The 25041-nt window shown below is 70.5% G+C and carries 24 protein-coding genes; 19 read left to right on the top strand and 5 right to left on the bottom strand.

Annotation, left to right across the window (positions count from 1 at the left end; all coding sequences use genetic code 11):
- The first annotated feature begins 1 nt into the window (after position 1).
- The 6 genes from rpoZ to ACFWNN_RS23835 all read left to right on the top strand — a co-directional run bounded on the left by rpoZ (position 2) and on the right by ACFWNN_RS23835 (position 8730).
- A complete protein-coding gene (rpoZ, locus tag ACFWNN_RS23860) occupies positions 2-280 on the top strand; it encodes a DNA-directed RNA polymerase subunit omega (protein WP_045313812.1) in 279 nt (92 codons plus the stop codon).
- 106 nt (positions 281-386) lie between these two features.
- Entirely contained in the window at positions 387-1640 is a 1254-nt protein-coding gene (coaBC, locus tag ACFWNN_RS23855) for a bifunctional phosphopantothenoylcysteine decarboxylase/phosphopantothenate--cysteine ligase CoaBC (RefSeq protein ID WP_382442131.1), read from the top strand.
- Positions 1641-1679: 39 nt separating this feature from the next.
- A complete protein-coding gene (metK, locus tag ACFWNN_RS23850) occupies positions 1680-2882 on the top strand; it encodes a methionine adenosyltransferase (protein ID WP_382442130.1) in 1203 nt (400 codons plus the stop codon).
- Between the two features lie 348 nt (positions 2883-3230).
- The gene (locus ACFWNN_RS23845; protein WP_382442129.1) at positions 3231-5177 is read left to right on the top strand and encodes a phosphocholine-specific phospholipase C; all 1947 of its coding nucleotides are present in this window, start codon (positions 3231-3233) and stop codon (positions 5175-5177) included.
- Positions 5178-5187: 10 nt separating this feature from the next.
- Positions 5188-6390, top strand: a complete 1203-nt coding sequence (locus tag ACFWNN_RS23840; protein WP_382442128.1) for a hypothetical protein — start codon at positions 5188-5190, stop codon at positions 6388-6390.
- 30 nt (positions 6391-6420) lie between these two features.
- The gene (locus tag ACFWNN_RS23835) at positions 6421-8730 is read left to right on the top strand and encodes a primosomal protein N' (protein WP_382442127.1); all 2310 of its coding nucleotides are present in this window, start codon (positions 6421-6423) and stop codon (positions 8728-8730) included.
- 3 nt (positions 8731-8733) lie between these two features.
- On the opposite strand, the gene ACFWNN_RS23830 is transcribed toward ACFWNN_RS23835, so the two are convergent.
- Positions 8734-9201 (bottom strand): hypothetical protein, encoded by a 468-nt coding sequence (locus ACFWNN_RS23830; protein ID WP_382442126.1) that lies wholly within the window; start codon positions 9199-9201, stop codon positions 8734-8736.
- Positions 9202-9266: 65 nt separating this feature from the next.
- Here ACFWNN_RS23830 and ggt point away from each other — a divergent pair, with 65 nt between their 5' ends.
- Positions 9267-11042: a gamma-glutamyltransferase gene (gene ggt / locus ACFWNN_RS23825; RefSeq protein WP_382442125.1), complete on the top strand. Its 1776-nt coding sequence runs from the start codon at positions 9267-9269 to the stop codon at positions 11040-11042.
- Positions 11043-11120: 78 nt separating this feature from the next.
- Here the strand turns inward: ggt and ACFWNN_RS23820 are convergent, their stop codons facing one another.
- On the bottom strand, positions 11121-12341 hold the full coding sequence (locus tag ACFWNN_RS23820; RefSeq protein WP_382442124.1) for a hypothetical protein: 1221 nt from the start codon (positions 12339-12341) through the stop codon (positions 11121-11123).
- Positions 12341-12934, bottom strand: a complete 594-nt coding sequence (locus tag ACFWNN_RS23815; RefSeq protein WP_382442193.1) for an RNA polymerase sigma factor — start codon at positions 12932-12934, stop codon at positions 12341-12343. Before ACFWNN_RS23815 ends, ACFWNN_RS23820 begins: the two co-directional genes overlap by 1 nt.
- Positions 12935-13063: 129 nt before the next feature.
- Here ACFWNN_RS23815 and ACFWNN_RS23810 point away from each other — a divergent pair, with 129 nt between their 5' ends.
- The 12 genes from ACFWNN_RS23810 to ACFWNN_RS23755 all read left to right on the top strand — a co-directional run bounded on the left by ACFWNN_RS23810 (position 13064) and on the right by ACFWNN_RS23755 (position 21641).
- Positions 13064-13213: a hypothetical protein gene (locus ACFWNN_RS23810; RefSeq protein ID WP_382442123.1), complete on the top strand. Its 150-nt coding sequence runs from the start codon at positions 13064-13066 to the stop codon at positions 13211-13213.
- A gap of 46 nt (positions 13214-13259) precedes the next feature.
- Entirely contained in the window at positions 13260-13808 is a 549-nt protein-coding gene (gene def / locus ACFWNN_RS23805; protein ID WP_382442122.1) for a peptide deformylase, read from the top strand.
- Between the two features lie 2 nt (positions 13809-13810).
- Positions 13811-14737 (top strand): methionyl-tRNA formyltransferase, encoded by a 927-nt coding sequence (fmt, locus tag ACFWNN_RS23800; RefSeq protein ID WP_382442121.1) that lies wholly within the window; start codon positions 13811-13813, stop codon positions 14735-14737.
- Entirely contained in the window at positions 14734-14883 is a 150-nt protein-coding gene (locus ACFWNN_RS23795; RefSeq protein ID WP_382442120.1) for a hypothetical protein, read from the top strand. Before fmt ends, ACFWNN_RS23795 begins: the two co-directional genes overlap by 4 nt.
- Complete coding sequence (locus ACFWNN_RS23790; RefSeq protein ID WP_382442119.1) at positions 14880-16316, top strand: RsmB/NOP family class I SAM-dependent RNA methyltransferase; 1437 nt, start codon at positions 14880-14882, stop codon at positions 16314-16316. Before ACFWNN_RS23795 ends, ACFWNN_RS23790 begins: the two co-directional genes overlap by 4 nt.
- A 324-nt stretch (positions 16317-16640) precedes the next feature.
- Positions 16641-17138, top strand: coding sequence for a flavoprotein (locus ACFWNN_RS23785; RefSeq protein ID WP_382442118.1), 498 nt, complete (start codon positions 16641-16643; stop codon positions 17136-17138).
- Between the two features lie 26 nt (positions 17139-17164).
- On the top strand, positions 17165-17830 hold the full coding sequence (gene rpe, locus ACFWNN_RS23780; RefSeq protein WP_382442192.1) for a ribulose-phosphate 3-epimerase: 666 nt from the start codon (positions 17165-17167) through the stop codon (positions 17828-17830).
- A 14-nt stretch (positions 17831-17844) separates the two neighbouring features.
- The gene (gene ribD / locus ACFWNN_RS23775) at positions 17845-18828 is read left to right on the top strand and encodes a bifunctional diaminohydroxyphosphoribosylaminopyrimidine deaminase/5-amino-6-(5-phosphoribosylamino)uracil reductase RibD (RefSeq protein ID WP_382442191.1); all 984 of its coding nucleotides are present in this window, start codon (positions 17845-17847) and stop codon (positions 18826-18828) included.
- Positions 18829-18836: 8 nt separating this feature from the next.
- The gene (locus ACFWNN_RS23770; protein ID WP_382442117.1) at positions 18837-19457 is read left to right on the top strand and encodes a riboflavin synthase; all 621 of its coding nucleotides are present in this window, start codon (positions 18837-18839) and stop codon (positions 19455-19457) included.
- Entirely contained in the window at positions 19454-20716 is a 1263-nt protein-coding gene (locus tag ACFWNN_RS23765; protein WP_382442116.1) for a bifunctional 3,4-dihydroxy-2-butanone-4-phosphate synthase/GTP cyclohydrolase II, read from the top strand. Before ACFWNN_RS23770 ends, ACFWNN_RS23765 begins: the two co-directional genes overlap by 4 nt.
- Positions 20713-21210, top strand: coding sequence for a 6,7-dimethyl-8-ribityllumazine synthase (ribH, locus tag ACFWNN_RS23760; protein WP_285642271.1), 498 nt, complete (start codon positions 20713-20715; stop codon positions 21208-21210). The genes ACFWNN_RS23765 and ribH overlap by 4 nt, the downstream gene beginning before the upstream one ends.
- Positions 21210-21641 (top strand): PH domain-containing protein, encoded by a 432-nt coding sequence (locus tag ACFWNN_RS23755; RefSeq protein ID WP_382442115.1) that lies wholly within the window; start codon positions 21210-21212, stop codon positions 21639-21641. The genes ribH and ACFWNN_RS23755 overlap by 1 nt, the downstream gene beginning before the upstream one ends.
- On the opposite strand, the gene ACFWNN_RS23750 is transcribed toward ACFWNN_RS23755, so the two are convergent.
- Positions 21638-22063, bottom strand: a complete 426-nt coding sequence (locus ACFWNN_RS23750) for a DUF1761 domain-containing protein (RefSeq protein WP_382442114.1) — start codon at positions 22061-22063, stop codon at positions 21638-21640. The two genes, ACFWNN_RS23755 and ACFWNN_RS23750, sit on opposite strands and share 4 nt — an antisense overlap.
- A 122-nt stretch (positions 22064-22185) precedes the next feature.
- Positions 22186-24984, bottom strand: coding sequence for an aconitate hydratase AcnA (gene acnA, locus ACFWNN_RS23745; protein WP_382442113.1), 2799 nt, complete (start codon positions 24982-24984; stop codon positions 22186-22188).
- Positions 24985-25041 lie beyond the last annotated feature (57 nt).

Genomic DNA, 25041 nt, shown 5'->3' with positions numbered 1-25041 from the left:
AGTGATCACCCACACCGAGCTCGGTCATCTGACCGGTTCCCCGGAGGGCATCACCAACCCGCCGATCGACGACCTGCTTGAGCAGGTGAGCTCGAAGTACGCGTTGGTGATCTACGCCGCGAAGCGTGCCCGCCAGATCAACGACTACTACGCGCAGCTCGGCGAGGGCCTGCTGGAGTACGTCGGCCCGCTCGTCGAGCCGGGCCCGCGTGAGAAGCCCCTCTCCATCGCGCTCCGGGAGATCCACGCCGGTCTCCTCGAGCACACCGAGGGCGAGTAGTTCCTCGTGGGGCTTGCCCCACACCCACGCCGGGGGCGACCCCGGACCCCCAGCGGGTCCTCCCTTGTGGGCGTGACCGCGCCGGTCATCGCTCACAGGAGAGTCTTTGAACCCCGCTGCATCTGACGCCGATGCCCCCGTCAAGCCCAAGATCGTCCTTGGGGTTGGCGGGGGCATCGCCGCGTACAAGGCCTGTGAGGTCCTGCGGCGGCTGACCGAGTCCGGTCACTCGGTGCGGGTCATCCCGACCGAGGGCGCGCTGAAGTTCGTGGGAGCCGCCACGTTCGAGGCGCTGTCGGGCCAGGTCGTGTCCGCGGACCCGTTCGACGACGTGCACGAGGTGCCGCACGTCAAGCTGGGCCAGAACGCCGACCTCGTCGTCGTGGCCCCCGCGACCGCGAACCTCATCGCCAAGGCCGCCCACGGCCTCGCGGACGACCTGCTGACGAACACCCTGCTCACCGCGCGCTGCCCGGTCCTGCTGGTCCCGGCCATGCACACAGAGATGTGGGAGCACCCGGCGACGCAGCACAACGTGCAGCTGCTGCGCAGCCGTGGCGTGAACGTCGCCGAACCCGCTTCCGGCCGGCTGACCGGCAAGGACACCGGCAAGGGCCGCCTGCCCGACCCCTCCGAGATCGTCGAGCTCGCCCGGCTCCTCTTGGTGCAGAGCGACGCGCTGAAGCGGACACTCGAAGGTGTGCACGTCGCGATCTCCGCCGGTGGCACGCGAGAACCACTCGATCCGGTGCGGTTCATCGGCAACCGCTCGTCCGGGAAACAGGGCTACGCGCTCGCTCGGGTGGCCGCGCAACGCGGTGCGAAGGTGACTTTGGTCGCGGGAAACACAGCGGATCTGGCCACACCTGCCGGCGTCGATCTGGTCCGCGTGGGCTCCGCGATGGAGCTGCGCGACGCCATGCACAAGGTCGCGGCCGACGCGGACGTGGTCGTGATGGCCGCCGCGGTGGCCGACTTCCGGCCGGTGTCGCTCACCGGGCACAAGATCAAGAAGACCGACGGCGACCCCGACCCGATCGCGTTGACGAAGAACCCCGACATCCTCGTGGAGCTCGTTTCCGCACGTAGGAATGGCCAGCTCATCGTGGGTTTCGCGGCGGAGACCGGCGACGAGACCACGTCGGTGCTCGACTACGGCCGGGCGAAGCTGCGCCGCAAGGGCTGCGATCTCCTGGTCCTCAACGCGGTCGGCGACGGCAAGGCGTTCGAGCAGGACGACAACGCCGGCTGGCTGCTGTCCCCGGACGGCGCCGAGACGCCTATACCCCACGGGCCGAAAACTCAAGTGGCGTCCGCTGTCTGGGACGCAGTTACCGCTCGCTTGACTATGTCTCGGTAGAGTTTTTCCTCAGTCCAACCCCGCAACTAAGGAGTGTCCGTGAGCCAGCACAGCAGCAGGCTGTTCACCAGTGAGTCGGTGACCGAGGGACACCCGGACAAGATCTGTGACGCGATCAGCGACTCGATCCTGGACGCCTTGCTGGCCAAGGATCCGCGCTCGCGTGTCGCCGTGGAGACGATGGTCACCACCGGCCAGGTCCACGTCGCGGGTGAGGTCACCACCGAGGCCTACGCGGACATCCCCACCATCGTCCGCGAGAAGATCCTCGAGATCGGCTACGACTCGTCCGCGAAGGGCTTCGACGGCCACTCGTGCGGCGTCAACGTCGCCATCGGCGCGCAGTCCCCGGACATCGCGCAGGGCGTCGACACCGCCTTCGAGAACCGCGTCGAAGGCGCCGACGACGAGATCGACAAGCAGGGCGCCGGCGACCAGGGCCTGATGTTCGGCTACGCGTGCACCGACACGCCCGAGTTGATGCCGCTCCCGATCGCGCTGGCCCACCGCCTGTCCCGCCGCCTGACCGGGGTCCGCAAGGACGGCACCGTCCCGTACCTGCGCCCGGACGGCAAGACCCAGGTCACCATCGAGTACGCGGGCGACCAGCCCGTCCGCCTCGACACGGTCGTCATCTCCACCCAGCACGCCGACGGCATCGACCTCGAGAAGCTCCTCGGCGTCGACCTCCGCGAGCACGTGGTCGCCCCCGAGATCGCCGAGCTGGGCCTCGACACCACGAACGTCCGCCTGCTGACCAACCCGACCGGCCGCTTCGTCATCGGTGGCCCCATGGGCGACGCGGGCCTCACCGGACGCAAGATCATCGTCGACACCTACGGCGGCATGGCCCGCCACGGCGGCGGCGCCTTCTCCGGCAAGGACCCGTCGAAGGTGGACCGCTCGGCCGCCTACGCCATGCGCTGGGTCGCCAAGAACACCGTCGCCGCCGGCCTGGCCACGCGCGTCGAGGTCCAGGTCGCCTACGCCATCGGCAAGGCGGCCCCGGTCGGCCTGTTCGTCGAGACCTTCGGCACCGAGACCGTGGACCCGCAGAAGATCCAGCAGGCCATCACCGAGGTCTTCGACCTCCGGCCCGCCGCGATCATCCGCGACCTCGACCTGCTCCGCCCGATCTACGCGCCGACCGCCGCGTACGGCCACTTCGGCCGCACCGACGTCGACCTCCCCTGGGAGTCGACCGACCGCGCGGAGGCCCTGCGCAACGCCGCAGGCGCCTGATTCGCCTCTGACGGCCCGCTTCCCTTCGGGGAGGCGGGCCGTTCTGGTTTGAAGGGTGCGCCTCGCCGGTTGCGTCAGGAGGGAGCGCTGGCGCTGCCCGGCGAGGCGCGGCACGCCACCTGGTCCGGGGTGTGTCAAGGGGGCACGGACCAGGTGGGCGTTGGCCCACGTTCGGGCGGAGTTCCTTGCGGCGCCCCTGATACACGAGCCGCCCGAACTTCTTGAGCGCACCGGCCGCCTCGCCGCTTCCCGCCTGCTGTGATCTGTGAAGAACACCCCGGTCTTCCAGGGTCTTTGTTCATACGAGGGTCGGTTCCGCGCCATGTACCGGGACTACAAACTGCGGGTATGTCGCTCTCTCGTCGTGGGTTCATGGCTGCGGTCGCTGCTGCTGGTGCGGGCACGCTGTTGCCGCCGTCGGTGTACGCCGCGTTGGCCCGTGAGCCTCGTGCGGGTGGGTTGCGTGCCATCAAGCACGTGGTGATGTTGGTGCAGGAGAACCGTTCGTTCGACCACTACTACGGGTCGCTTCGTGGCGTGCGGGGGTTCTCGGACCGCAACGCGCTGAAGGGCGTGTTCAACCAGTCCGGTGTGTTGCCGTTCCCGGTGCGTGAGGCCGCATCCGGGCGGGACATCCAGTACATCGGAGACCTCGACCACAGCTGGAACGGCGGGCACTCCGCCTTGCGGGGCGGGTGGAACGACAACTGGGTGCCCGCCAAGACCGGGGCGACCATGGCGTTCTACACGCGTCAGGACATCCCGTTCCACTACGAGCTGGCGGACACGTTCACGTTGTGCGACGCGTACCACTGCTCAGTGCCGTCCTCCACCTCGCCCAACCGCAACTACTGGGTGTCCGGCTACACGGGGTTCGAGCCTGCCGGTGGGCGGGCCACCGGCAACGCGGCCTACAGCGAGGACACGCACGCCGGGTACTCGTGGAAGACGTATCCGGAGCGTCTCGAGGCCGCCGGGAAGTCGTGGCGGGTCTACCAGGAGTGGGACAACTTCCAGGACAACAACCTCGAGTTCTACCTGCGCTTCAAGGAGATCGCGAGGAAGGTGTTGCCCGCCGGGTTCAAGTCGCTCGACAAGCTGTACGGCACCGGCGACGCCGCGTTGATCGGGTCGCTGGACCTGTCGGCGCTGTCGGCGGCGGAGAGGTCCTTGTACGACAGGGGCTTGCAGCGGGTGAAGCCCGGCGGGCTGGGGGAGACGTTCCGGGCCGACGTCGCCGCGGGGCGGTTGCCGGCCGTGTCGTACCTGGTTCCGTCCTCTGTGGACTCCGAGCACCCCGGGGCCTCGTCACCGGCCGCATCCGCGTCGATCACCTACCAGGTGCTGGACGCACTGGCTTCCAACCAGGACGTGTGGGAGTCCACCGTTCTGTTCATCACCTACGACGAGAACGACGGGTTCTTCGACCACATGCCGCCGCCGCGGCCGCCGTTGTCCGTCACGGACGAATACGTGGGTGACCGGCCGTTGGGGCTTGGTGCGCGTGTGCCCATGACGGTCGTGTCGCCGTGGTCTGTCGGTGGGTATGTCAACTCGCAGGTGTTCGACCACACGTCGATGACGCGGTTCCTGGAGAAGTGGACCGGCGTGCGGTCGGAGGAGATCTCCGCATGGCGCCGCACGGTCGCTGGCGACCTGACGTCGGCGTTCGACTTCGATCGGCGGCGAACCTGGCCCGAGGTCGGAGAACCGGCTCCCGTGCCGCCCGCCACGCCTCGGTGGCGGCCCGCGCCTCCGTCCGAGCAGAAGATGCCGGAACAGGAGGCCGGACGGCGGCGTGCGCGCGCTCTGCCGTACCAGCCTGACGCGTCGTTGCGCGGGGCCACGTTGGAGATGTCGAACTCGGGCGCGGCCTCCGCGCACCTCGCGCTGTACCCGTACTCCGGGCAGTTCGCGCTGCCGCAGCACTTCGACGTGGCCGGTACCGCGACGGTCGAGGTCACCGGAGACCACGACCTCGTGCTGCTGGGGCCCAACGGGTTCCGTCGTGAGTTCGTCGGCAGTTCTTCGGACCGTGCGCGCGTGTCGTCGTCGGTGCGCGGCTACAGCCGTGTGCTGACGTTGACGTTCGAGAACAGCGGTTCGTCGCGGCTGACGTTCGTGCTGGGGCGGCGTCGCTACGTCGTGAGGCCCGGCCACCGCACCGTGATCCCGTGGCTGACCATCATGAACTCCGGCTGGTACGACCTGACGGTCACGGTGGAGGAGGAGCCCCGGTTCCGCCGGCGGCTCTGCGGTCACATCGAGAACGGCCAGGAGTCGATCTCAGGCTAACGTCTGGCCCGTGGAGATCACGGGGGACGAGATCCGGCGGCGGATGATCGAGCACGAGTCGCTGGGTCCGGGTGGGTTGAAGCTCGTCGGCGCGACGATCACCGGTCAACTCGACCTGAGTGACGTCGTGGCGAAGAAACCGTTGGTGCTGCACGACTGCACCACCGAGTCGCCGGTGGTGCTCAGCCGAGCGCAGTTCTCGCTGCTGGACCTGCGCGGCCTGGTCGCCCCGGCGATCGAGGCCCGCGGCCTGGCCGTGGACCACCACCTGCGGCTGAGCGGCGCGCGCCTGAGCGGCGCCGAGTCGATCGACGCGCTGCACATGCGCATCGGCGGCAGCGTGTACCTGGACGACGGCTTCCACGCGACCGGCTCCGTCACCCTGAGCGGCTCGCGCGTCGCCGGGGTGCTGGCGTGCCAGGGCGGCCGGTTCGAAGGCGGCCTGAACCTGGTCGACCTGCACGTGGGTGACGCCATCTTCCTGTCGCACGGGTGCGAGGTGTCCGGCGGCGCGCACTCGGCCGTGCGCATGCGCGGCACACACGTGGACGGCCAGCTCATCTTCCGGCGCGGCCGGTTCACCTCACCCGGCGTGGCGCTCGACCTGAGGCACATGAGCGTCGGCAAGGAGCTGTTCCTGCCCTTCGAGTGCGTAGACGGCCAGGTGCAGCTCGAAGGACTCACCTACGAAGGCCTCCCACGGGACGCCACTGTGGACGATTGGCTGACAGCGTTACCCACGCGCACCCCGTACTACGCCACACAACCGTGGACGCAACTCGCCGCCGCACACGCCGCCGCAGGCCACGAACGCGACGTGCGCCGCATCCGCGTTGCCCAGCAACGCGATCTGCGCCGCCGCGGCCGGCTCTCGCGGTGGGGACGCGTGTGGCACCTGATCCGAGGCGTGACCGTCGGACACGGCTACCGCCCGGGCCTGGCGCTCGTGTGGCTGGCCGGGGTGCTGGCGGTGTCGGTCGGCGTGGTGCTCACCAGCGGCGCCGTGCGCTGCTCGGTGGTGGAACAGATCGGCTACGCGCTGAACGTGGCCACACCGCTGGTCAAGGTGGACGCCGCCCGATGCACGGTCGACGTGACCTCAGGCGCCGGCCAACTCGTCCTGGCCTCGACCTGGCTGCTCCAGGTCCTGGCGTGGGCGTTCGCAACCCTGTTCGTGGCGGGCTTCACCGGTTTGGTGAGGCGCAACGCGTGACTGTCGGGGGTGTCTGATACACCAGGAGGCATGAGCGCGAAGACCGGAGCGAGAAAAGGGGAGCGAATCCCCGCGGAGTCGCTGCCGGTCGCCCGAATCGTGGTGGACGTCCCCCTGGCCCACCTGGACCGCCCGTTCGACTACGCGGTTCCGTCCGAACTGGACGAAACCGCCACACCGGGAGTCCGAGTCCGAGTCCGGTTCGCGGGCCAACTGGTGGACGGCTACCTGCTGGAGCGCAAGGAAACCTCCGAGTACGGCAAGAAGCTGGCCTTCATCGAAAAGGTGGTGTCCCCCGAACCGGTGCTGGCGCCGGAAATCGCCGCCCTGGCCCGCGCCGTGGCCGACAGGTACGCGGGCGGCATGATCGACGTGCTGCGCCTGGCGATCCCACCCCGCCACGCCCGAGCAGAAGCCGCCGCACAAGGCGAAGCACCACCGCTACCCCAACTCCCGGCCTGGGTGACGCAGCAGCCCGCACCGGAGGGACCCGCCGCCGCGGTTGTCGTCGCTGACGCCGCCGCCGACGCTGCCGCCGAACCGGAAGCGCAGCCTGCCGACGCAGCACCCGGCCAGCCTGCCGCGGCCGACCCCACTGCCACCCTCGGCCAGCTCACCGCGGATGACTCCACCGCCACATCCGGCACGTCCGCTGTGGCTGAACCCGCCGCATCCCCCGCAGCCGGTCCCGCTTCTGCACCCGCTGACCTCACCCTCGCCGAGGCCGAACCTCTGGTGCCGGAGCCCGCCGTCCCCGTGCGTTCGGAGTTGCCGCCCGTCCCCGCGGACGCCTGGTCGCGGTACCCGCGCGGGCCCAAGTACCTGGAGGCCCTGCGTGAGGGCCGTCCCGCCCACGCCGTCTGGCAGGCGTTGCCGGCGGAGGACTGGCCCGCCCGCCTCGCGGAGGCCGCTGCGGCGGTGGCTTCGTCCGGGCGCGGGGTGGCGATCGTCGTGCCCGACCACCGCGACCTGGCGCGTGTTGCCGAGGCCTGCGGGAGGTTGATCGAGGGTGTGGTGACGCTGTCTGCCGACCTCGGGCCTTCTGAGCGGTACAAGCGGTGGCTGGCTGTGCGGCGCGGGGTTGCTCGGGTGGTGGTCGGGACGCGCGCCACGGCGTTCGCGCCCGTTCGGGACCCCGGGCTGCTCGTGGTGTGGGACGACGGTGATGACCTGCACGTGGAGCAGCGGTCGCCCTATCCGAACGTGCGGGACGTGCTGGTGCAGCGCGCGCACATGACCGGGGCGGCGTTGCTCATCGGCGGGTTCGCTCGTACTGCTGAGGCGCAGTTGCTCGTCGAGACGGGCTGGGCGCACGAGATCGTGGCTTCTCGCGAGACGTTGAGGTCCGTGGCGCCGCGGGTGGTGTCGGTGGGCGACACCGACTGGCAGGACGTGAAGGACTCGGCCGCGCGGACGGCTCGGTTGCCGTCCATCGCGTTCGACGCCGCCCGGTTCGCGCTGGCCGACTCGCCGGTGCTGATCCAGGTGCCGCGGCGCGGGTACGTGCCGTCACTGGCCTGTGGGCAGTGCCGGGGGCCCGCGCGGTGCCGCCGGTGCGCGGGGCCGCTGGCGTTGCCCGGTGGCACGCAGGACGGCCTGCCGAAGCCCGCGTACTGCCGGTGGTGCGCGGCCACCGAGGCCGGCTTTCGGTGTCCCACCTGCGGGTCGCGCAAGCTGCGCGGGCAGATCATCGGCGCCCGGCGCACGGCCGAGGAGCTCGGGCGGGCGTTCCCGGGGCACCCGGTGCGCACCAGCGGCGCGGACGAGGTGCTGACCAAGGTGCCTGGCAAGCCCTCGCTGGTGGTCGCCACGCCGGGTGCCGAGCCCGTCGCCGAGGGCGGGTACGGCGCCGTGCTGCTGCTCGACGGGTGGGCGTTGCTCGGCAGGGCCGACCTGCGGGCGTCCGAGGAGGCGCTGCGGCGCTGGATGACGGCCGCCGGACTGGTGCGGCCCGGCAACGGGCGGGTGGTGGTGATCGCCGACTCGTCGCTCACGCCGGTGCAGGCCCTCGTCCGCTGGGACCCGGTGTGGCACGCCGCGACCGAACTGGCCGCGCGCACCGAGCTCGGGTTCCCGCCGGCGGTCAGGATGGCGACCGTCGACGGCACCCCGGACGCCCTCAACGCCATGCTCGACGAGCTGCGGCTGCCGTCCACCGGGGAGATCCTCGGGCCGGTGCCGCTGGGCGAGGACGAGACCAAGGAACGCGCGCTGGTGCGGGTGTCCCGCGCGGAGGGCCGGCAGCTCGCCGCCGTGCTGGCAGAGGCTCAGGCCGTGCGGACGGCCCGCAAGGAGCAGGAGCTGGTGCGCATCAAGCTCGACCCGCTGGAAGTGCTGTAGCGGTCAGCTCTCGTAGTGGGAACGCAGACCGGCGATGTGCTCGCGGATGTCCTCGTCGGTCAGCTTCTCGTACTCCAGGTACTCGCTCATGTAGGTCATGAGGTCGTTGCGCTCGGGGTGCTGCTCGCCCGCGATCACGTGCGCCGTCGTGCCCGCGATGCCCGCCGGGAACAGCAGGAACCCGTCGAGGCCCGCCATGGTGTCGAAGGAGGCGTTCTTGGCCTCCCACAGGGCCCACACGTCGTCCTCGCGGCCGCACTCGGCGAGCAGCAGCGCGGCCAGCACCAGCGCCTCGCGCACGCCCCAGCCCTCCTGGTGCGCGGCGGTCTCCTCGGCGAGCAGGTGGCGCACCAGGTCGGCGTCGCCATCGCGGCGTTCGCGCAGCAGGAGGTGCAGCGCCTCCTCGCGGTCGGCCTCGTCGAGCGGGGTGTTCGTGAAATCGTTTCGCAACTGGTCAAGATCGATCGACACGCCCGCACCTTAGGCCTTCCTCAAGGGGTGTTGCCATCCGGTCACAACGGAGTAGAAGTTTCCGCATGTTGCGAACGGTCGCCGCCTTGACGCTCTCCGTAGCCCTGGTCGCCCCCGCCCCGGCGGGAGCGGCGGAGTCCTCGCCAGCGCCACGCGTACCCGAGCAGGTCGGCTGGGGAGGCGCGGTCTCCAGCGTCGACCCGGACGCCTCCCAGATCGGCATCGACGTGCTCCGCCGCGGTGGCAACGCCGTGGACGCCGCCGTCGCCACCGCCGCCGCGCTCGGCGTCACCGACCCGTTCAGCGCGGGCATCGGCGGCGGCGGCTTCTTCGTCTACTACGACGCCCGCTCCGGCAGGGTGTCCACTCTGGACGGCCGGGAGACCGCGCCGAGGTCCGCGACCGACCAGCTGTTCGTGGAGAACGGCGCGCCGCTGCCCTTCGCCGAGGCGATGACGAGCGGCAAGTCCGTCGGAGTCCCCGGCACGCCGAAGACGTGGCAGCAGGCGCTGCGCAAGTGGGGCACGCTCAACCTGCGTGAGGCCATGGGGCCCGCGGAGTCGTTGGCACGGCGCGGTTTCGTCGTCGACCAGACGTTCAACACGCAGATCGCGAACAACGCCGCCCGCTTCGCCGACTTCACCTCTACCCGCGACCTCTACCTGCCCGGCGGCCAGCCGCCCGCGGTCGGCAGCACGTTCCGCAACCCGCAGCTCGCCGACACCTACCGCGAGCTCGCCCGCACTGAGCTCGCCTCGCTCTACGGCGGCGCCGTCGGCCGCGACCTGGTGAAGACCGTGCAGAAGCCGCCGGTCGTCCCCGGCTCCACCCGCAACGTCCGCGCCGGCGACATGCAGCTCTCCGACCTCGCCCGCTACCAGGTCGAACGCCGCGACCCGACGCACACCCGCTACCGCGGCCTCGACGTCTACGGCATGGCCGCGCCGTCGTCCGGCGGTACGACCGTCGGCGAGGCGCTCAACATCCTGGAGTCGACCGACCTCTCGAAGGTCTCCGACGTCGAGTACCTGCACCGCTTCATCGAGTCGACCAAGCTCTCCTTCGCGGACCGGCTGCGCTGGGTCGGCGACCCGAAGTTCAACCGGGTGCCGACCGAGGGCCTGCTGTCGCAGAAGTTCGCCGACAGCCGCGCCTGCCTGATCAAGCCCGACGCCGTGCTGCCCGCCCCGCAGCCCGCCGCAGACCCGTACAACCCGAAGGCCTGTGAAGCCACCGCCGGCCTCTCCGCCCTCCGCGAGGACGCCGAACGCACCACGCACCTCACCACGGCCGACCGCTGGGGCAACGTCGTCGCCTACACGCTCACCATCGAGGCGGAGGGCGGCAGCGGCATCGTCGTCCCGGGCCGCGGCTTCCTGCTCAACAACGAGCTCACCGACTTCGAGTTCGTCGCCCCGACCGCCGGCGTCCCGCACCCGAACCTCCCCGGCCCCGGCAAGCGCCCGCGCTCGTCCATGGCCCCGACGATCGTCCTCGACCACGGCAAGGTCCTGCTCGCCGTCGGCTCACCGGGCGGCTCCACCATCATCACCACGGTCACCCAGATCCTGACCGCCCGCCTCGACCGCAAGATGTCCCTGGTCGACGCGGTCAAGGCCCCGCGCGCCTCGCAGCGCAACGCCGCGACCACCCCGGCCGAGGCGGAGTTCATCGCCGCCTCCACCACCGCGGGCCTCCAGGCCATCGGGCACAAGTTCAGCCAGAACGCCGAGATCGGCGCCGCCACCGCCGTCGAACGCACCAAGGACGGCCGCTGGCGCGCCGTCGCCGAACCCACCCGACGCGGCGGAGGCGCCGCCCGCGTGGTGAAGGTGGGCTGAGCCGCCCGAACCTGACACACGAAGAAGGGGCAGGCCGTCACGCGGCCTGCCCCTCCTTCACGCCGTGGTGACCGACGGTCACTCGAGTGCACCCTCGTAGGCGACATCGCCGTGGTCGTCCCGGACGACCACGTGCAGGCGTCCCGGTTCGAGCGGGGAGGTCGGCCTCGAGAGGTCTTCGCGCCCGTCCCTGAGGGGGACGTTCGCCAGGAAGAACCCGTCGACCATCTCGGCCTTGACCGCGGGACCGTCGCGGTCCGACACCTCGACCGTCCCGGTGTGACGACCGAGGTGACCGACGACCGAGTACTCCCCGGTGGACACGATCGAGGCGCTGTGACGTTCCCGGCCGGTCCCCTGTTGCGCGATCAGGTACGGCTTGTCGGGGTCCTCCCGCACGTTGCGGACGATCCAGAAGGACTCGGCCGCGTCGTCGACGAAGCAGTACCCGAACTCCGCGTCCCCCCGCCGCGCGATCAGCGCGCCCTGCCGGTTCGCGAGCCCCGTGGCGACAGCGGGTTCCCAGTTCTCCAGCAGATCGGAGTGCAGCCCGCTGTCCTCCCACTCCTTGTCCAGGCACTGGGCGAGGACGTTCTCCGGAGACGCGCTGTCGGGGTCACCGCTCTCGAAGCTGGGCGTGGCGACCGCGGAACTCGGATCGATGATCGGCGTCTCCACGGGCCGATCGTCGAAGAACAGCGTTGGTCTCCGGGTTCCCGCGCCCCAGACCTCGATGACGAAGAAGCCGGCGGTGACCACGCTGTCGTTGAACGACTCGGGACCGAGCTGAGGGGCGCTCGCGATCCCGAGAGGGTCGCGGTCGATCCGTTCCCTCCCCGCGGTGGTCGTGCCCTGCGGCGGTACGCCGGCGATGATCCGGGGCGAGCGGTAGGTGATCGACCCTGCCTTCAGCACGGCAGGCTCGAAGTCGTCCTTCGCGACGCTGGCCGTGGAGCGGGTGAGCTCGCAGAAGCGACCGTCCACGCCGTGCAGGACCTTGCGCTGGCGGAGGACGGCCATCTCGGTGGACTGCCAGTTCGGGTCTCTCAGGGCGGCGCGACAGCGTGCCAGGTCCTGGTCGGAAGGCAGGACGACGCGCGGGTTGCCGGGGCTGACCTCGTGGCCGGCCGTCTGCGTGACGACCACACCGCCCGCGATGAGGAGGGCCACCCCGGCGGCGACCGCGAGCGGAGCGCGGCTGCGGTGCGGCCGGACGGTGACCGACTCGGTGAAGTCCGGGCGCATCCGCTCCTTGACGTCCGCGGGCAGTTCGCGGTGGGGAGGCAGGTCGAAGGCCATCACCGCACCTCCAGGGTGTCGAAGGAGACCTGCTTGCGCAGGCGGGTGCGGGCGCGCGAGATGCGGGACCGGATGCTCACCTCGGCCACGCCCAGGGCCTCGGCGGCCTGCGCGGTGGACAGTTCGCCGAGCAGGACCAGTTCCACGGCCTCGCGTTCGGCGCGGGGGAGACGTTCGACCGCCTCCAGCACCTCGCGCAGCCGGGCCTCGTGGTCGAGCGACGCGACCACGTCGTCGGCGTGGTCGCGCTGCACGTCGTTGCGCGGCACGCGGTGCAGCAGCCGGGTGAACCGCGCCTTGCGGCGGAACTCCGACCGGGCCAGGAAGCCCGCGACGGTGTACAGCCACGGCAGCGCGCTGTCGTGCACGAGCTTCATCTCGGCGCGGCGGCGCCACGCCGTCATGAACGTCGCGGACGTCAGGTCCTCCGCGGTCGACCACGAGGCCGTCAGCCGGTAGGCGTGGTTCCACACCGCCTCGGCATGACGGTCGTAGAGCAAGCCGAAGGCGCGCTCATCGCCGCGTGCCCACAGTTCGGCGTCCGACGGGGCGTCGTCAGGCATGGCGGCGGCCCCCTCCCAGATCGGTCGCATCAGCCTCATGTCCCGTTGGTGTCCACCTTCCGGCCGAGTGTTGCAGCCGATCTTCCTACCTCGGGCTGACCACCTCTCGATACTCCGAGCCGATGTGCGCTGACCTGCGCGAACGGCACAGTTGACACCATGACGACGACTACCGCATCCAGGGCCGCAGTTGCTCACTTCGACTTCCACGCGCTGCTGCGCCCCGTGCTGACGGCGCTGCGCTTCACCGGCCACTTCCTCATGGCGCTGGTGGGCGTGATCTTCCTCGGCAGCGCGTCCGAGCACTGACCGCGTTCCTCGTAGACTGACTCCCAGTCCACACGAGGAGCACTGCGTGACCGTCCAACCCATCCGCCTGTTCGGCGACCCCGTGCTGCGCACCGCGGCCACCGAGGTCACCGACTTCGACAAGGAACTGCGCACCCTGGTCAAGGACCTGTGGGACACGATGCAGGACGCGGGTGGCGCCGGCCTCGCCGCGCCCCAGCTCGGTGTCGGACTGCGGGTGTTCACCTACCACTGCGACGGCTTCGCGGGGCACCTCGTGAACCCCACCTGGGACGTCGTCGGCGAGGAGATGCAGGACGGCTCCGAGGGCTGCCTGTCCATCCCCGGCATGTCGTGGGACTGCAAGCGCCACCTGCACGTCGTGGCGAAGGGCTGGAACATGCACGGCGAGCCCGTCGAGGTCGAAGGCACCGAGACGCTGGCGCGCTGCATCCAGCACGAGTCGGACCACCTCGACGGAGTGCTCTTCCTCGACCGCCTCGACGCCGAGACCCGCAAGCAGGCCATGCGCGAGATCCGGCAGTCCTCGTGGTTCGACGGTACGGTGCCCACCTTGAAGCAGAGCCCGCACCCACTCTTCGGCAGGTCCAGCTGACCATGCGACTCGTGTTCGCCGGTACGCCCGAGGTCGCACTTCCCTCGCTGCGCGCCTTCATCGACTCCTCCCGCCACGACGTCGTCGCCGTGGTCACCCGCCCCGACGCACCCTCCGGCCGCGGCCGGAAGCTGGAGCGCTCCCCGGTCGCCGCCCTCGCCGACGAGCACGGCATCGAGGTCCTCACCCCGGCCAAGGCGGGCGATCCCGAGTTCCTCGACCGCCTGCGCGCGCTGGAACCCGACCTCTGCCCGGTCGTCGCCTACGGCAACCTCCTTCCCCAGCGGACGCTGGACGTTCCCAAGTTCGGCTGGGTCAACCTCCACTTCTCCGTGCTGCCCGCGTGGCGCGGCGCCGCGCCGGTGCAGGCCTCCGTGCGCAACGGCGACGACATCACCGGCGCCTCGACGTTCCGCATCGTCAAGGAGCTCGACGCGGGCCCGGTGTTCGGCGTCGTCACCGAGAAGGTGCGCGACCGCGACACCTCCGGCGACCTGCTCACCCGGCTGTCGATCTCGGGCGCCGACCTGCTGCTGTCCACTGTGGACGGCATCGAGGACGGCACCCTGGTCGCCGTCGACCAGCCCGCCGACGGCGTCACCTACGCCGCGAAGATCACCGTCGAGGACGCGCGCCTCGACTTCACCACGCCCGCCGCGGCCGTCGACCGCCTGGCGCGCGCCGTGACACCGGAACCCGGCCCGTGGGCCGAGTTCCGCGGCGAGCGGCTCAAGCTCGGCCCCGTCACGCCCGTCGCCGACGTGACGCTGCCCGCCGGTGAGGTGCTCGTCGAGCGCAAGCGCGTGCTCGTGGGCACCGCGACCACCGCCGTGGCCCTCGGCGAGGTCCAGGCGCAGGGCAAGAAGCGCATGGCCGCCACCGACTGGGCGCGCGGCGTGCGGATCGAACCAGGGGAGCGCATCGCGTGACGTTCCCCCGACCGAGCTCACCCGACCTCGCCCGTGAGGCGCGGGATGGGGACGCGCCGCTCGTGACCCGTGCCGGAGCACGCGAGTCCGGGCGTGTCGTCCTCGCCGCCGCGAGCAAGCCCAAGACAGTGGAGTGCACCGCATGACCAACGACCCGCGAGGCGCCTCCAAGCCTTCCCGCCCGCGCAGGCCGCACCCGCCGAAGCGCCGCACCGGCCCCTCCCGGCCACCCGTGGAGGACCCGCCTCGCCTCGCCGCGCTGGAGACCCTGCGCGCCGTGCGGCAGCGCGACGCGTACGCGAACCTGGTGCTGCCGCAGATGCTGCGCGACCGCCGCATCACCGGCCGTGATGCCGCATTGGCCACCGAACTCACCTACGGCGCGGCACGGGCACAAGGACTGCTCGACGCCGTCATCGAGGCGTGCTCGGACCGCCCGCTGTCCGAAGTGGACGGCTCGGCGCTCGACGCGTTGCGGCTGGGCACGTACCAGTTGCTGCGCACCCGCATCCCGTCCCACGCCGCCGTCGCCTCGACCGTCGACCTCGTGCGCGGTGAGCTCGGGTCCGGTGTCGCCGGCTTCGTCAACGCGGTGCTGCGCCGCGTGGCCGAGCAGGACGAGGCCGCCTGGGTTGACGAACTCGCACCTGACCCGGACACCGACCCGATCGGCAACGTGGCCTTCGGTCATGCCCACCCGCGCTGGATCGCGCAGGCGTTCGCCGAGGCCCTCGGCAGCCGCGAGGAACCGTTGAAGCTCGCCCTGGAGGCGGACGACGCCCGGCCGGCCGTGCACCTGGTCGCCCGCCCCGGCGAGGTGAGCGCCGACGAGCTCGCCGCGATCGTCGGCGGCGACGTGGCGCCCTACTCGCCTTACGGCGTGCACCTGGAAGCCGGCGCGGGCGATCCCGGTGATCTGGAACCGGTCCGGGAACGCCTGGCCAACGTCCAGGACGAGGGCAGCCAGCTGTGCGCCCTTGCTCTGACGCGCGCGCCGATCAAGGGCACGGACGACCGCTGGCTGGACCTCTGCGCAGGCCCCGGTGGCAAGGCCGCCCTGCTGGCCGCGCTGGTCGGCCTGGAAGGCGGCGAGCTGATCGCCGTCGAGAAGGCACCCCACCGCGCGGAGCTCGTGCGCAAGATCACCACCGGCCTGCCGGTGACCGTGGAGGTCGCCGACGGGCGCGAGACCGACTTCGTCGAAGGAGCGTTCGACCGCGTGCTGGTCGATGCGCCCTGCACCGGTCTTGGTGCTCTGCGCAGGCGCCCGGAGGCGCGGTGGAGGCGCCAGCCCGCCGACGTCGGCACGCTCACGAAGTTGCAACGTGAGCTGCTCACCGAGGCGTTGCGGCTGGTGCGCCCTGGAGGCGTCGTGGCTTATGTCGTGTGCTCACCTCATCTCTCGGAGACCGTCGGGGTGGTGACGGACGTCGCCAAGCGGACCGGGGCCGAAGTGCTGGACACGCGGGAGCTCTTCCCCGGAGTCCCGGGACTCGGAGAAGGCCCGCACGTCCAGCTCTGGCCTCATCTGCACGGCACCGACGCGATGTTCTGCGCGGTGCTGCGACGCCCGAACTGAGCGCTCAGAACCTGCGAGAACGACGCTAGCGGCGGGGTCTGACAGAGCCGGACAGGCCGGAAGCGGACCAAGGGCGAGACGAGCTCGGTGGCGCGACGGTGGGTGACGTGCGGAGTGCGCGTCACCCAGTTCCGTGACGTCCGCAGCCGGGTCCGGAGCGGCTGAGTCGGCGGAGTTCGGCATCAGAGAGTCACGTCGGGAGTGGCTGGTGCCCTGATGGTGTCTGTCGGGGTCTCGATCGTGTCGTCGGACCGGCGGTGAGATTCGGTGGTCGGAGAACCGGCGGTGCCGTTCGCCCCGGCCACCGAACCTAAGATCGTCGCCATGACACGTGGTCTGCTCGGACTTGTCGCGTCGGGCTGCGGCGGCGTGGAGAAGTGGTTCCGCACCGACCTCGCCGAACCGGCCGTCCAACGGGGCTGGCAGTTGGCCATCACCTTCACCCCGTCGGTCGCGCCGTGGTTCGAGGCGGCCGGCGAGATCGACCAGCTCCAGGCGCTCACCGACCTCCCGATCCGCTGGGAGCCGCGGATGCCGAGCGAGCCCAAGCCGTACCGCACGCCGGACGCGTTCATCTTCGCCCCCGCCAGCGCGAACTCCGTGGCCAAGCTGGCGCTGGGCATCGGCGACAACCAGGCGCTGACCGCGTTGAACGAGGCGATCGGCGTCGAGGACTGCAAGGTCGTCGTCGCGCCCCACGCCAACGCGGACAAGCGCCGTCACCCGATGTGGGAGACCCACGTCACGACACTCACCGGAGCGGGTGTCGTCGTGGTCTCAGACGTGCCTCCCCGCAGCCTGCTCGACCTGCTGGACACCTAGACTTCATCCTCGTGGTCCACACGCCGATGATCGCTCCCAGCATCCTGTCCGCCGACTTCGCGCGCCTCGCCGACGAGCTCGCCGCGGTGCCCACGTCGGACTGGATCCACGTCGACGTCATGGACAACCACTTCGTGCCGAACCTGACGCTCGGCCTGCCGGTGGTGAAGTCGCTGCTCAAGGTGACCGACATCCCGATCGACTGCCACCTGATGATCGAGGACCCCGACCGCTGGGCCATCGGTTACGCGGAGGCGGGCGCCTACAACGTGACCGTGCACGTCGAGGCGGCGAACGACCCGATCGCGCTGGCCAAGAACCTCAGGGCCGCGGGCAGCAAGGCGGGCCTGAGCATCAAGCCCGGCACTCCGCTGGAGCCGTACGTCGAGGTCCTGAAGCACTACGACACGCTGCTGGTCATGTCGGTCGAGCCGGGCTTCGGCGGCCAGAGCTTCATGGCGGACGTGCTGGACAAGGTCCGCCAGGCCCGTCACCTCGTCGACACCGGCCACCTCAAGCTGGTCGTGGAGATCGACGGCGGCATCAACGCCGACACGATCGAGCAGGCCGCGCAGGCGGGTGTCGACTGCTTCGTCGCGGGCTCCGCGGTCTACGACGCCGCCGACCCCGGCAAGGCCGTCGAGGCCCTGCGCGCCCAGGCGGCCGGCGCCCAGGGAACCAGGACCACGTGACGCCCGAGGACGCGATGGCGCTCGCCATCGCCGAGAGCGAACGGGTGCGGGGCACCACGAGCCCCAACCCGCCGGTCGGGTGCGTGATCCTCGACGAGGACGGCAAGGCGGTCGGATTCGGTGCCACGCAGCCCGTCGGTGGTTCGCACGCCGAAGTCATGGCGCTGAAGGAAGCGGGCACGAAAGCACGGGGTGGCACGGCCGTGGTCACCCTTGAGCCGTGCGCGCACTACGGCCGTACGCCGCCGTGCACCGAAGCGTTGCGCGAAGCGGGTATCAAGCACGTCGTCCACGCCATCAGCGACCCGAACCCGAGGGCCGCGGGCGGTGCGAAGGTTCTCGAAGAAGCCGGCGTCACGGTCGAAAGCGGCCTTCTCGCGGACGACGTCGCCAAGGGCCCCCTCAGGGCGTGGCTGCACTACGCGCGCACGGGCCGTCCGCACGTCACGTGGAAGTACGCGGCCTCGCTCGACGGCCGGATCGCGGCGAGCGACGGCACCAGCCAGTGGATCAGCTCGGAGACCTCCCGCAAGGAGGTCCACGACCTGCGGACCAAGCTCGACGCGATCATGGTCGGCACGAACACGGTCCGCACGGACGACCCCGCGCTGACCGCCAGGGACGCCGGCGGAATGCCGCTGCCCCGCCAGCCGTTGCCCGTGGTCGTGGGCATGAGCGACCTGCCGGGTGGAGCGAAGCTCCAGCAGACCGCGCTGCACTTGCGCACGCACGACCCGGACACCGTGCTGAAGGCCCTGGCCGAACGCGGAGTGGTCGACGTGCTGCTGGAGGGCGGCCCGACCCTGGCGGGTGCGTTCCTGCGCGCGGGCAGGATCGACCGCGTGCTCGCCTACGTCGCGCCGGCGCTGCTCGGGGACGGTCCCGCGGCGGTGCTGGGTGCGGGCGTGTCAACCATCACGGACGCTGTGAGGTTGACCGTGGAAGACGTCACCATGAGCGGACCGGACTTGCGGATCAGCGCGGTTCCGCAAACTTAGGAGGAGCGGTGTTCACCGGGATCGTCGAGGAACTCGGCCACGTCGAGGCGATTGAGGACCTGCCCGACGCGGCACGGATCCGCATCACCGGGCCGATCGTGACCAGCGACGCGAAGCACGGCGACTCCATCGCGGTGAGCGGCGTGTGCCTCACCGTCGTGGAGGTCGAGAACGGCGCCTTCACCGCGGACGTGATGCGCGAGACCCTCACGCGCAGCAGTCTCGCCAAGGTCGCCGCGGGCGACCGGGTCAACCTGGAGCGCGCGGCCGCGGTCGGCCAGCGCCTCGGCGGCCACATCGTGCAGGGCCACGTGGACGGCACGGGCACGATTCTCGCGCGGGAGAAGGCGGAGCACTGGGAGATCGTCCACATCGGACTCCCGGCGAATCTCGCCCGCTACGTCGTGGAGAAGGGCTCGATCACGGTCGACGGAGTCTCGCTGACGGTCGTGACCGTCACCGACGACGAGTTCACCGTGAGCCTCATCCCGACGACGCTCGAACTCACCACGCTCGGTCGCCGCCAGCCCGGCGACCTGGTGAACCTGGAAGTCGACGTGCTCGCGAAGTACGTCGAGCGACTGGCGGTTCCGCACCTGCGGGCCATCGCGGGCGAGGAGGCCCAGTGAGCACCGACTTCGCCGACATCGAGCGCGCGGTCAAGGACATCGCCGCCGGACGGCCGGTGGTCGTCGTGGACGACGAGGACCGCGAGAACGAGGGCGACCTGATCTTCGCCGCCGAGAAGGCGACGCCGGAGCTGCTCGCGTTCATGGTCCGCTACACGTCCGGGTACGTCTGCGTGGCGCTGACGGACTCCGACTGCGACCGTCTCGACCTGCCGCCGATGTACCACACGAACCAGGACCAGCGCGGCACCGCGTACACGGTCACGGTGGACGCCCGCGAGGGCATCAGCACCGGCATCTCGGCCGCGGACCGCGCCCGCACGATCCGGTTGCTCGCGGACCCGACCGCGAAGGCCACCGACTTCAACCGGCCCGGTCACGTGGTGCCGCTGCGCGCCCGTGACGGCGGCGTGCTGCGCCGTCCCGGCCACACCGAGGCGTCGGTGGACCTCGCGCGTCTCGCGGGTCTGTCGCCCGCCGGCGTGCTCTGCGAGATCGTGTCGCAGAAGGACGAGGGCGACATGGCGCGCCGCGACGAGCTCGAGGTCTTCGCCGCTGACCACGACCTCGCGCTGATCACGATCGCGGACCTCATCGCGTACCGCCGCCGGGTCGAGACCCAGGTCGTGCGCGCCGCCGAGGCCCGCATCCCGACCGCGCACGGCGTGTTCACCGCGTTCGGCTACGACAGCCTGCTCGACGGCATCGAGCACGTCGCGATGGTGTACGGCGAGATCGGCGACGGCGAGGACGTGCTGGTGCGCGTGCACTCCGAGTGCCTCACCGGCGACGTCCTCGGGTCGTTGCGCTGCGACTGCGGCCCGCAGCTCGACGCGGCACTGGAAGCCGTTGCGGCACAAGGCCGTGGGGTCGTGCTGTACATGCGCGGCCACGAAGGCCGCGGCATCGGCCTGATGCACAAGCTGCAGGCGTACCAGCTGCAGGACCAGGGCGCTGACACGGTGGACGCGAACCTCCAGCAGGGCCTGCCCGCCGACGCGCGCGACTACGGCACGGGCGCGCAGATCCTGGTGGAGCTCGGCATCAAGTCCATGCGGCTGCTGACGAACAACCCGGCCAAGCGCGTCGGACTGGAGGCCGGATACGGTCTCAGGGTGCTCGACAGGGTGCCGCTGCCGATCTCCCCGAACCCGGAGAACCTGCGGTACCTGCGCACCAAGCGCGACCGGATGGGTCACGAACTGAGCCAGCTGGAGCAGTACGAGACCGTTGTTTCCGCTACGGAGGACCAGGAATGAGCGGCGAGGGCCGTCCAGAGCAGACGAAGCTCGACGGCAAGGGCCTGAGCGTCGCCATCGCGGCGACGCGCTGGCACACCAAGATCACCGACCAGCTCGTCTCGCGTGCCCTGCAGGCCGCTGAAGACGCCGGCTGCGTCGACACCACGGTCGTGCGCGTCGCGGGCGCGATCGAGCTTCCCGTTGTGGTGCAGGAACTCGCGCGCCACCACGACGCGGTGGTCGCGCTGGGCGTGGTCATCCGCGGCGGCACCCCGCACTTCGAGTACGTGTGCGACTCGGTCACCGACGGGCTCACCCGCGTGGCGCTGGACGAGTCCACGCCGGTCGGCAACGGCGTGCTGACGACGAACACCGAGGAGCAGGCGCTGGCCCGTGCCGGGCTGCCGGACTCGGTGGAGGACAAGGGATACGAGGCGACCGTCGCCGCGATCGACACCGCACTGGTGTTGCGCGGCCTGCGTCAGCCGTGGACCGAGCAGGGATTCGAATGATGACGGCGATCGTGTTGCGTCCCAAGAAGATCCGCCGCGTCGCGTGGGCGTGCGCGATCGGTCTCGTCGCCGTGTTCACGGTGGTGGGCATTCTGCTCGGCGACACCCCGACCGGCGTGATCTTCCGGACCTCCGACCAGGTCGCGATGATCGTGCTCGGGTTCCTGCTGGCGGGCGGTGTGCTGCTGCTGACGCGTCCGCGCGTCACGGCCGATGAGGCCGGTGTCGACGTGCGCAACGTCGTGACGTCCCACCACTACGACTGGAACGACGTGCTGTCGGTCAGCTTCCCGGACGGCGCCGCGTGGGCCCGCCTCGAGCTGCCCGACGACGAGTACGTGTCCATCATGGCCGTGCAGGCGACGGACCGCGAGTACGCCGTGACGTCCGTGCGCGCGTTGCGTGAACTGCACAAGGCAGCACGCATCTAGACCCACTGTCCGAGGATCGCGCCCGCGAGCGTGAGTCCGACGATGTGATAGCCCGCTCCGATGGCCGCGAACGTCAACGGGGCGGGCTTCGTCATGTCGTAGCTGCCCGTCACCATCCTGACGGGCAGGGCGACGCCGATGCCGACGACGAGGCCGAGCAGGATGCCTTCCATGATGTTGTCGGTGCTGGAGGCGTGCCCGATCATCGCGGTCGCGAGGGTGATGACGAAGCACGTGAGCAAGGGGACGGCGACGACGGCCGCGCTGCGCTTCTCCGGAGGGCTCAGGTCCTGGCCGGACGCGCGTTGGTAGGCCCTGCCGAAGGCGTACTCCGCGTACCAGACCGCGCCCAGCCCGAAGTAGGCGATCGTGGCCACGACGACGGCCAACCAGTTCAGGTCGCCGAGCACGCTCAGGTTCATGGAATCTCCCGCGATGATCAGGGTGTCTTGGCATCGCGGGGCGAACGCGGACCGTTACGAACGCATTGACGGCGAAAGGGCCGCCCACCTATCGGTGAGCGGCCCTTTCGGTCGAACGGGGACTAGCTGCGGACCATCTTGCGCAGCACGTACTGCATGATGCCGCCGTTGCGGTAGTAGTCGGCCTCACCGGGCGTGTCGATGCGGACGACCGCGTCGAACTCCACCTTCGAGCCGTCCGCCTTGGTGGCGACGACGTGCACCGTCGACGGCGTGGTGCCGTTGTTCAGCTCCGTGACGCCGCTGAAGTCGAACGTCTCGGTGCCGTCGAGGCCCAGTGACGACGCGTTGTCGCCCGCCGGGAACTGCAGCGGCAGCACGCCCATGCCGATCAGGTTCGAGCGGTGGATGCGCTCGTAGGACTCGGCGATGACGGCGCGGACGCCGAGCAGCGAGGTGCCCTTGGCGGCCCAGTCGCGCGACGAACCCGAGCCGTACTCCTTGCCCGCCAGCACGACGAGCGGCACGCCGGCCTCCGCGTACGACACCGAGGCGTCGTAGATGGTGGTCTGCGGGGCGCCCTCGGCCAGGAAGTCGCGGGTGAAGCCGCCCTGGACGTCGTCGAGCAGCAGGTTCCGGAGGCGGATGTTCGCGAACGTGCCGCGGATCATCACCTCGTGGTTGCCACGACGCGAGCCGTAGGAGTTGAAGTCCTTGCGCTCCACGCCGTGCTCGGTCAGGTACTTGCCCGCGGGCGAGTCGGCCTTGATCGAACCGGCGGGGGAGATGTGGTCCGTGGTGACCGAGTCGCCCAGCAGCGCGAGGACGCGTGCGCCCGCGATGTCGGTGACCGGCTTCGGCTCCATCTCCATGCCCTCGAAGTACGGGGGCTTGCGCACGTAGGTGGACTCGGAGTCCCACTCGAACGTGTTACCGGTCGGCGTGGGCAGCGACTGCCAGCGCTCGTCACCGGAGAACACGTTCGTGTAGCCCTTGGTGAAGCCCTCCGCGGAGATCGAGGTCGAGATGACCTCGGCGATCTCGGCCGGCGACGGCCAGATCTCGGAGAGGTACACCGGCTTGCCGTCGGTGTCGAGGCCGAGCGGCTCGGTGGTGATGTCCTTGTCCATCGAACCGGCCAGCGCGTACGCCACGACGAGCGGCGGCGACGCGAGGTAGTTCATCTTGATGTCCGGGTTGATCCGGCCCTCGAAGTTGCGGTTGCCAGACAGCACCGAGACGACCGCGAGGTCGCCTTCCTGCACGCCCGCCGAGATCTCCTCCTGCAGCGGGCCCGAGTTGCCGATGCAGGTGGTGCAGCCGTAGCCGACCAGGTGGAAGCCGAGCTTCTCCAGGTACGGCATGAGGCCGGCGCGCTCGTAGTAGTCCATGACGACCTTCGAGCCCGGCGCCAGGGTCGTCTTGACCCACGGCTTGCGCTCGAGGCCGCGCTCGACGGCCTTCTTCGCGAGCAGGGCCGCGCCGAGCATCACGGACGGGTTCGAGGTGTTGGTGCACGACGTGATCGCGGCGATCGCGACGGCGCCGTGGTCCAGCTCGAACTCGTTGCCGTCGACGGTGACCTTGACCGGGTTGGAGACGCGGCCCTCGCAGCCCTCCGCGGCGGACTGCACCGGGGCGCCGTTGGTCATGCCCTCGTGCAGCGCGGCCGGGTCGGACGCCGGGAACGTCTCGTCGATGGCCTCGTCCACGTCACCCTTCGGGGCGTCGGTGACGTAGGCGCTCAGCGCGGCGCGGAAGGACTCCTTGGCCGAGGTGAGCTCGATGCGGTCCTGGGGGCGCTTCGGGCCGGCGATGGACGGGACGACCGTCGCCAGGTCGAGCTCCAGCGTCTCGGAGAACACCGGCTCGTTGGACGCGTCGTGCCAGAGGCCCTGCTCCTTGGCGTAGGCCTCGACGAGCGCGATCTGCTCCTCGGAACGGCCGGTCAGGCGCAGGTAGTCGATGGTCTCGCCGTCGATCGGGAAGATGCCGACCGTGGAGCCGAACTCCGGCGACATGTTGCCGATCGTGGCGCGGTTCGCGAGCGGAACGGCGCTGACGCCCTCGCCGTAGAACTCGACGAACTTGCCGACGACGCCCTGCTTGCGCAGCATCTCGGTGATCGTGAGCACGAGGTCGGTCGCGGTGGCGCCGGGGGGCAGCTCACCGGAGAGCTTGAAGCCCACGACCCGCGGGATCAGCATGGAGACCGGCTGGCCGAGCATCGCGGCCTCGGCCTCGATGCCGCCGACGCCCCAGCCCAGCACGCCGATGCCGTTGACCATCGTGGTGTGCGAGTCGGTGCCGACCAGCGTGTCCGGGTACGCCTGGCCGTTGCGGACCATGACGACGCGGGCCAGGTGCTCGATGTTGACCTGGTGGACGATGCCGGTGCCCGGCGGGACGACCTTGAACTCGTCGAACGCGGTCTGGCCCCAGCGCAGGAACTGGTAGCGCTCGCGGTTGCGCTCGTACTCCAGGTCGACGTTCAGCTCGAACGCGTCCGGGCGGCCGAAGATGTCGGCGATGACCGAGTGGTCGATCACGAGCTCGGCGGGCGCGAGCGGGTTGACCTTCTCGGCGTCGCCGCCGAGCTGGGTGACGGCCTCGCGCATGGTGGCGAGGTCGACGACGCAGGGGACGCCGGTGAAGTCCTGCATCACGACGCGGGCCGGCGTGAACTGGATCTCGGTGTTCGGCTCGGCGGCCGGGTCCCAGTTGGCGAGAGCGCGCACGTGGTCGGCGGTGATGTTCGCGCCGTCCTCGGTCCGCAGCAGGTTCTCCAGCAGGATCTTCAGGCTGAACGGAAGACGCTCGGCGCCCTCCACGGCGCTCAGCCGGAACACCTCGTACGAGGCGTCGCCGACGTTGAGCGTGCCGCGGGCGCCGAAGCTGTCCTTGCTAGCTGGTGCAGTCACGTGCAACTCCATAACTGGTGACAGCGCGGTGGTCAGTTCGGGATGGGACAGAGTCTT

It is taken from the genome of Lentzea sp. NPDC058450 (genome assembly GCF_042721395.1).
In the GTDB taxonomy this organism is placed as follows: Bacteria; Actinomycetota; Actinomycetes; order Mycobacteriales; family Pseudonocardiaceae; genus Lentzea.
Note: the sequence above shows the minus strand (reverse complement) of the source record. Positions and strands in the feature narration are given on the sequence as shown.

What these genes read in the sequence shown, in the direction of transcription:
- ACFWNN_RS23845 (WP_382442129.1), top strand. Translation starts at nt 3,231, where the DNA reads ATGTCGCTCTCTCGTCGTGGGTTCATGGCTGCGGTCGCTGCTGCTGGT.
- ACFWNN_RS23835 (WP_382442127.1), top strand. Translation starts at nt 6,421, where the DNA reads ATGAGCGCGAAGACCGGAGCGAGAAAAGGGGAGCGAATCCCCGCGGAG.
- ggt (WP_382442125.1), top strand. Translation starts at nt 9,267, where the DNA reads ATGTTGCGAACGGTCGCCGCCTTGACGCTCTCCGTAGCCCTGGTCGCC.
- ACFWNN_RS23820 (WP_382442124.1), bottom strand. Translation starts at nt 12,341, where the DNA reads ATGGCCTTCGACCTGCCTCCCCACCGCGAACTGCCCGCGGACGTCAAG.
- ACFWNN_RS23815 (WP_382442193.1), bottom strand. Translation starts at nt 12,934, where the DNA reads ATGCGACCGATCTGGGAGGGGGCCGCCGCCATGCCTGACGACGCCCCG.
- ACFWNN_RS23810 (WP_382442123.1), top strand. Translation starts at nt 13,064, where the DNA reads ATGACGACGACTACCGCATCCAGGGCCGCAGTTGCTCACTTCGACTTC.
- fmt (WP_382442121.1), top strand. Translation starts at nt 13,811, where the DNA reads ATGCGACTCGTGTTCGCCGGTACGCCCGAGGTCGCACTTCCCTCGCTG.
- ACFWNN_RS23790 (WP_382442119.1), top strand. Translation starts at nt 14,880, where the DNA reads ATGACCAACGACCCGCGAGGCGCCTCCAAGCCTTCCCGCCCGCGCAGG.
- ACFWNN_RS23785 (WP_382442118.1), top strand. Translation starts at nt 16,641, where the DNA reads ATGACACGTGGTCTGCTCGGACTTGTCGCGTCGGGCTGCGGCGGCGTG.
- rpe (WP_382442192.1), top strand. Translation starts at nt 17,165, where the DNA reads ATGATCGCTCCCAGCATCCTGTCCGCCGACTTCGCGCGCCTCGCCGAC.
- ribD (WP_382442191.1), top strand. Translation starts at nt 17,845, where the DNA reads ATGGCGCTCGCCATCGCCGAGAGCGAACGGGTGCGGGGCACCACGAGC.
- ribH (WP_285642271.1), top strand. Translation starts at nt 20,713, where the DNA reads ATGAGCGGCGAGGGCCGTCCAGAGCAGACGAAGCTCGACGGCAAGGGC.
- ACFWNN_RS23755 (WP_382442115.1), top strand. Translation starts at nt 21,210, where the DNA reads ATGACGGCGATCGTGTTGCGTCCCAAGAAGATCCGCCGCGTCGCGTGG.
- ACFWNN_RS23750 (WP_382442114.1), bottom strand. Translation starts at nt 22,063, where the DNA reads ATGAACCTGAGCGTGCTCGGCGACCTGAACTGGTTGGCCGTCGTCGTG.